This window comes from Kitasatospora sp. NPDC058492 (assembly GCF_042720685.1).
Lineage (GTDB): Bacteria > Actinomycetota > Actinomycetes > Streptomycetales > Streptomycetaceae > Kitasatospora.
Map to the genome: position 1 here is coordinate 135,701 of NZ_JBHXMU010000017.1, position 6,338 is coordinate 142,038.

Sequence of the window (6,338 nt, forward strand, 5' to 3'; positions counted from 1 at the left end):
CGCCCCACCGTCCCACCGGAGGAATCGTGTTCGTCACCACCGCGGACAGCGCGAACGTGCTGTTCACCCGCGCCAGCAAAGCCATCCTCACCCAGGGTCGCAACGTCGCGCCGCGCGGCATGGCCACCGCCGAACTCATGGGCGCCTACCTCAAGCTGAGCGACCCGACGGCCCGGATGGTCCACCTCAGCCCGCACCGCGTGCTCAACCCCGCCTTCGCCGCCGCCGAGACCGTCTGGATCCTCTCCGGCTCCAGCGACGACTGGATCCACGACTTCAACAGCCGCCTGGCCGCGCTCACCGACCACGGAGCCCTCCAGGGTGCCTACGGCCCGCGCCTGCGGCGCTGGCACGGGCGGCTGGACCAGCTCGACTACGTCCGGCGGCAGTTGACCCGCGACAGCGAGAGCCGCCGCGCCGTCGTCCAGATCTTCGACCCGGGCCGCGACACCGCCGGCCACAAGGACGTCCCCTGCACCCTCGGCTACCGCTTCTACCTGCGCGAGGGCCGCCTGGAGATGCACACCAGCATGCGGAGCCAGGACGTGTGGCTCGGCCTTCCGTACGACCTGATCACCACGACCGTCCTGCACGAGCTGATGGCCGGCTGGCTCGGTGCCGAGGTCGGCGACTACCACCACCACATCGACTCCCTGCACCTGTACGCCCAGCACCAGGACACCGCCTGGCACCTGGCCCCGGACGCGCCCGCCTCGCCCGCGTGGCAGCCGCTCGGCATCCCGTGGGAGGACTTCGACCTGGTGATGAAGCAGGTCACGATGGGCGAAGCGGTCGGCCACCCGGTCTGGGACGGCTTCGCCGCCGTCCTGGCCAGCTACCGGCTATGGAAGGCCGGGCACCGCGACGAGGCCCGCGCCACCGCCGCCGAGGTGCCGGGGCCGCTGCCCGAGGCCCTCGCCACCTGGTACGACCAGCGTGAGCACCAGGTGCCGCTCGCCGCGATGCCCACCCCGGCGATCCCGGCGAAGAGGTGACCGACGATGACCACCCGCCGAAACACCGTGCTGGGCCTGTGCTCCTACACCCACGACTCGGCCGCCGCCCTGCTCATTGATGGCCAACTCACCGGGTTCGTCGAGGAGGAGCGGCTCAGCGCCGTCAAGCACGACAAGAGCTACCCGGCCAAGGCCATCGACTGGCTCCTCGACGAGGCGGGCCTGACCCGCGCCGACATCGGCGCCGTCGCCTACAACTTCACGCCGCAGAACTACCTGCGGGCCATCCCCGCCGCGCTCGCCCACGCCGTACGGCCCAGTACCGCGGCACGCGCCCTGCCGAGGGCCCGGTCGTTCGCCCAGGTCGCCGCCAACACCCGCCAGCGTCTGACCTGGCTGGCCGGCAACTTCCCGAACGCCACCGTGCGGCCTGTCCTGCACCACCGCGCCCACGGCCTCTACGCCTTCGCCGCGTCCGGCTACGAGGAGGCCGCCGTCCTGGTGGTCGACAGTCTCGGCGAGGTCCAGGCCACCACCATCGGCCACGCACGGCAGAGCGCGCGCGGCTGCGCGTACCGGATCGTCCACGCCCTCGACGACCCCGCCTCCCTCGGATACGTGTACGGCGCCGTTACCGAGCACCTCGGGTGGCGGCGCGGGGACGAGGAGGGCACCGTCATGGCCCTGGCCGCCCTCGGCGACCCGAAGCGCTTTCGGGCCCTGTTCGCCAAGGCCGTCCGGCTCACCACCAATGGCTTCGTGCTCGACCACCGGCTCATCGCCCTGCGGGTCATGGACCGCCGCTACCCCCGGCTCACCGCCGCCTTCACCGCCCTCACCTGCCCACCGCGCCGACCGGACGAGGAGATCGCCCAGGTCCACGCCGACCTCGCCGCCGCCCTCCAGGAACGCACCGAGCAGGTGATGCTGCACCTCGCGCGAATCGCCCGCGAGCGCACCGGCGCCCGGCTGCTGTGCGTGGGCGGCGGGGTCGCGATGAACTGCGTCAGCATCGGCAAGATCATCGCCAGCGGGCTGTTCGACGAGGTCGCCGTCCCGCCCGCCCCCGGGGACTCAGGCACCGCGATCGGCGCCGCAGCCGCCGTCCACCTCGACCGGCACGGCGACCTCCCCGCCGGGCTGGCCCGCGCCTGCTACCTCGGCCCGTCCTTCCCCGGCCTGGAGCTGCCCGCCGAGCCTCGGCCCGGAATGACCGCACGCCGCCTCGACGACGTGGCCGCCTTCGCAGCCCGCGAGCTGGCCGAGGGCGCGATCATCGGACTGTTCCAGGGCGGCGTGGAGGCCGGTCCCCGGGCGCTCGGGCACCGCTCGATCCTCGCCTCCCCGCTACGGCCCGGCGTCGCCGACCGGCTCAACTCCACCGTGAAGTTCCGCGAACCGTTCCGCCCGTTCGCCCCGGTCGTCCTGGCCGACAAGGCCGCCGACTACTTCACCCTCGGCCAGGAAGCGCCGTTCATGTCGATGGCCTCCCCGGTCACCGACCTGGCCCGCCAGACGATCCCGGCGATCGTCCACACCAACGGCACCGCGCGGGTGCAGACCCTCACCCCCAGGGACAACCCGCTCCTCGCCGACATCCTGACCGCCTTCGCCGAACTCACCGGCGTGCCCGTGCTGATCAACACCTCCCTGAACATCAAGGGCAAGCCGATCTGCGGTACCCCGGAGATGGCGCTGGACTGCCTCGCCGAATCCGGCCTGGACGCGCTCCTCATCGAGGACTGGTGGGTGACCAAGGCATGAGGATCGGCTACAGCTGCTGGGGCTTCCTCGGCTCCGGCGTCACCGACACCCCCGACGGCGGACGCAGCCACCGCCGCACCCTGGTGGACGGCCTCATCGCCGCCGGCCACGAGATCGTCCTCCTCCAGGCCAACCGGGACCTGGTCGAGGCCGGCACCGACCTCACCGGCACCTACCGGTGGGACGACGGCCTGCCTGAGATCGACGCCCTGTTCCTGGAATGGCGCTGGTCCATCCCCGGCCGCAACACCACGGCGTGCGGCACCGACGGGCACACCTGCGACCTGCACCGGCAGCAGGAACTCCTCGACCACTACACCCACCGGCACGCCGTCCGCACGGTCCTGTGGGACAAGGACCTCAAGCTGCCCGTCGACGACCCGCTGCGGGCCGTCGGGCACGTCCAGGTGTGCGAGCCGGCCCTCCACCCGTCGCCCGGAGCCGTGAGCCTGCTTTTCCCGGTCGCCGACGACGCCCTCGACCAGGCGCATCCGGGTGCGCTCGCGGCCCACGGGCGCCTGCTGCCGCTGGTCTACGTCGGCAACCAGTACGACCGCGACGCCGCCTTCGACGAGTTCTTCGCCCCGGCTGCCGCCCAACTGCCGCATCGGGTGGCCGGGAAGTGGAACGGCACCACCCGCTGGCCGCAGGTGAACTTCACCGGCCGCATCCCCTTCGACGAGGTCGCCCCGCTCTACCGATCCGCGGTAGCCACCGTGCTCCTCGCGCCCGAGCGGTACGCGCGAAGCGGCCAGTTCACCCAGCGCCTCTTCGAGTCCGTCCTCGCCGGCTGTCTGCCGCTGGCCCCGCACACCCTGCGTGCCGCGGAACTGGTTGTGCCGCGCGAGCTGATCGTCACCGGTGCCGCCGACGTTGTGGCCACCGTCACCGAGCTCGCCCGGATCGCGGGCAGTCAGGCCCACGTCGACCTGATCGCCCGCTGCATCGACCACCTCGACCCGTTCCGCCTCACCCGCCAGCTCCGCACCCTCACCGCCGCGCTGGCCGGCACCGCCATCCCGCCCCTGCTGATCGAAGGAGCCCGCGCATGACCCAGGCCACCGCACCCGTACTCCCCGGCATCCAGCGGGTCGAGAAGCTCTACCTGGAGCTGCTGTTCCGCTGCAACTTCTCCTGCACCACCTGCTACCACGGCGAGGACCTCAAGCGCCCCGACACCGTCACCGTCGACCAGGCCACCGCCGCCCTCACCTACTTCGCCGACCACTACGACACCCACTGGGTGTGCCTGCTCGGTGGCGAACCCCTCCTGTTCGAGGGCCTGCCCACCGTCCTGGCCTCCGCCAAGTCCCTCGGCTACCGCACCGAGATCTGCACCAACGGCTACAAGCGCCGGGCCTTCCTCACCCGGGCCGCCGAACACCTGGACATGCTCCGCGTCTCCCTGGACGGAGGCACCGCCGAGGCCCACGACCGCATCCGCCGCCCCGGCTCCTTCACCGCCGCCTTCGACACCCTCGCCTGGGCCCACGGCCGCAACCTCCCCATCGGCGCCACCTGCACGCTCACCGGCGAGAACATCACCACCATCCCCTCCCTCGCCGAGCGCCTGCGCGACCTCGGCGCCCGCGACCTGATGCTCCACCGCGTCCGCCTGGTCGGCAACGCCGCCGACAGCGGCATCACGCCCGTCACCTGGGAACAGACCCAGTACCTCCACGAACAGCTGACCGGCATGGACCTGGGCGACATGAAGGTCAACACCGACATCCTGCTGCCCGAGCGGTGCCCGCCGCCCAACGACGTCGTCGAGAAGCTGGAGATCTCGCCCGACGGGCGCGTCTACCTGTCGTGCGCCGAGGTCGCCGGCCCCGGCCGAGAGGTCCGCTACGACTTCGACCAGGCCGCCCTGGTCACCGTCGACGCCGCGTGACCAGCGCGAAGCGTCCCGGGCCGGGCGCCGGCCCGGGACGCGCCCCGCGCGGACCGAAGCGACCACTGTCCGGCCCGTCGCGCGGCTCGGTAGCCTGTAGCGACATGGACAGGATTGCCATCATCGGCTGCGGCGGCAGCGGCAAGACCACCCTCGGACGCCAGCTCGCCGAGAAGATCAACGCCCCCGTCACCCACCTCGACGGCGTCTACTACGACTCCGACTGGAACACCCTGCCGCCGGAGAAGTTCGCCGCCATCCAGGAGGAGCTGGTCGCCGAACCGCGCTGGGTGATCGACGGGAACTTCGCCTCCACCCTCCCCATCCGACTCAAGCGGGCCGACACCGTCGTCTTCCTCGACATCCCCCCGATCGTGTGCCTGTGGGGCATCCTCCAGCGCCGCCGCCGCTACCGCGGCGGCCAGCACACCGAGCAGGGCGTGTTCGACCGCATCCACTGGGGCTTCATCCGCTACATCCTCGGCTACCGGCGCCAGATGCGGCCCAAGGTCCGCGCGCTGATCGCCGAGCACGCCGGCCACGCCCGCGTCGTCACCCTCACCAGCCGCCGGGCCGCCCGCCGGTTCGTCGCCACCGTGCCCCGGCAGACATGACCTGACCCACTTCGTACCGGGAAGGCTCCACCTGTCCATGACCGCCAACCCGTTCCTCGACGCTGCCCGCGTCCGCCACGACCTGTACGCCGACGCGGGCCGCATCACCCAGCGCACCAGCGCCCTGGCCCGCGCCAAGACCGCAGGCCCCCACCCCGCCACCGTCATCGCCGACCTCGCTGCCAGCGGCCTGCGCGGCACCGTCCTCGACATCGGCTGCGGACGCGGCACCACCACCGTCGCCCTCGCCGAACGGCTCGCCCCGCCCCGTCTCATCGCCTTCGACCAGTCCGCCGCCCTCCTCGCCGAAGCCGAGAGCAGGCTCGCTGGACACACGGGCGTGGAGATCATGCGAGGCGACTTCCACGCCATCGTCCTGCCCAACTCCTCGGTGGCGGTGGCCACGGCCGCCTTCTGCCTCTACCACTCGCCCCGGCCCGCCGCGGTAATCGCGGAGATCGCCCGCTGCCTGGCCCCCGGCGGCCTGTCGATCACGGTCACCAAGTCCGCCGACAGCTACCGCGCCCTGGACGAGGTGATCGCCGCCAGCGGACTGGACCCCGAGGCCGCGAGCCGGCCGAGCCTGTACGAGACCTTCCACAGCCACAACCAGGCCGACATCGTCGCCACCTGCCTCGAGGTGCAGCAGGTCCTCCACCACGAACACCGCTTCCGCTTCACCGGCGCCGACCACATCGCCGCCTACGCGGCCACCAACCCCAAGTACCAACTCCCGCACGAACCGGCCGAGATCGCCCGACGGCTTCGGGGCACCGTCGGCGACGGGCCGCTGGAGACTACCTCCACCGTCACCTACGTCGTGGCCGTCCGCCGATGAGGACCTTCACCAAGACCTACACGGACCCCCAGCTCCAGCAGCGCACCCTGGCCCACTACCGGTGGATCGCCCGCACCAACCCCAACGTGCGCATCCCCCAGGTCCTCCAAGTCCGCTCCACGGCCATCGACTTCGAGCACCTCGAAGGCCGCCACGGCACCGCCGACGACCTGCTAATACTGCAACCGCATCTGGGGGGTGTGTCCTCGGCGTTTGTAGTGGGAGTTGCGGGCGCGGGCTTGGCTTCGTCGTCGGAAGTGTGACCAGTGGAG

7 protein-coding genes are annotated in these 6,338 nt (G+C 71.8%); all 7 read left to right on the forward strand.

The window, feature by feature from the left end:
• Window positions 1–26 precede the first annotated feature (26 nt).
• The 7 genes from ACFWPI_RS14260 to ACFWPI_RS14290 all read left to right on the forward strand — a co-directional run bounded on the left by ACFWPI_RS14260 (window position 27) and on the right by ACFWPI_RS14290 (window position 6,329).
• Window positions 27–995: a thymidylate synthase gene (locus ACFWPI_RS14260; RefSeq protein ID WP_380369690.1), complete on the forward strand. Its 969-nt coding sequence runs from the start codon at window positions 27–29 to the stop codon at window positions 993–995.
• A gap of 6 nt (window positions 996–1,001) precedes the next feature.
• Window positions 1,002–2,720, forward strand: a complete 1,719-nt coding sequence (locus ACFWPI_RS14265) for a carbamoyltransferase (protein WP_380369693.1) — start codon at window positions 1,002–1,004, stop codon at window positions 2,718–2,720.
• Window positions 2,717–3,772 (forward strand): hypothetical protein, encoded by a 1,056-nt coding sequence (locus ACFWPI_RS14270; RefSeq protein WP_380369695.1) that lies wholly within the window; start codon window positions 2,717–2,719, stop codon window positions 3,770–3,772. Before ACFWPI_RS14265 ends, ACFWPI_RS14270 begins: the two co-directional genes overlap by 4 nt.
• The gene (locus ACFWPI_RS14275; RefSeq protein ID WP_380369697.1) at window positions 3,769–4,614 is read left to right on the forward strand and encodes a radical SAM protein; all 846 of its coding nucleotides are present in this window, start codon (window positions 3,769–3,771) and stop codon (window positions 4,612–4,614) included. The genes ACFWPI_RS14270 and ACFWPI_RS14275 overlap by 4 nt, the downstream gene beginning before the upstream one ends.
• 104 nt (window positions 4,615–4,718) lie before the next feature.
• Window positions 4,719–5,228, forward strand: coding sequence for a topology modulation protein (locus ACFWPI_RS14280; RefSeq protein WP_380369700.1), 510 nt, complete (start codon window positions 4,719–4,721; stop codon window positions 5,226–5,228).
• Window positions 5,229–5,265: 37 nt separating this feature from the next.
• A complete protein-coding gene (locus tag ACFWPI_RS14285; protein ID WP_380369702.1) occupies window positions 5,266–6,066 on the forward strand; it encodes a class I SAM-dependent methyltransferase in 801 nt (266 codons plus the stop codon).
• Window positions 6,063–6,329 carry a hypothetical protein gene (locus ACFWPI_RS14290; protein ID WP_380369705.1) on the forward strand — a complete coding sequence of 89 codons (267 nt, stop codon included), beginning with the start codon at window positions 6,063–6,065 and terminating at the stop codon, window positions 6,327–6,329. Before ACFWPI_RS14285 ends, ACFWPI_RS14290 begins: the two co-directional genes overlap by 4 nt.
• Window positions 6,330–6,338: the final 9 nt, after the last annotated feature.

Coding starts and splice junctions, on each gene's coding strand:
- ACFWPI_RS14265 (WP_380369693.1), top strand. CDS start 1,002: ATGACCACCCGCCGAAACACCGTGCTGGGCCTGTGCTCCTACACCCAC.
- ACFWPI_RS14270 (WP_380369695.1), top strand. CDS start 2,717: ATGAGGATCGGCTACAGCTGCTGGGGCTTCCTCGGCTCCGGCGTCACC.
- ACFWPI_RS14275 (WP_380369697.1), top strand. CDS start 3,769: ATGACCCAGGCCACCGCACCCGTACTCCCCGGCATCCAGCGGGTCGAG.
- ACFWPI_RS14280 (WP_380369700.1), top strand. CDS start 4,719: ATGGACAGGATTGCCATCATCGGCTGCGGCGGCAGCGGCAAGACCACC.
- ACFWPI_RS14285 (WP_380369702.1), top strand. CDS start 5,266: ATGACCGCCAACCCGTTCCTCGACGCTGCCCGCGTCCGCCACGACCTG.
- ACFWPI_RS14290 (WP_380369705.1), top strand. CDS start 6,063: ATGAGGACCTTCACCAAGACCTACACGGACCCCCAGCTCCAGCAGCGC.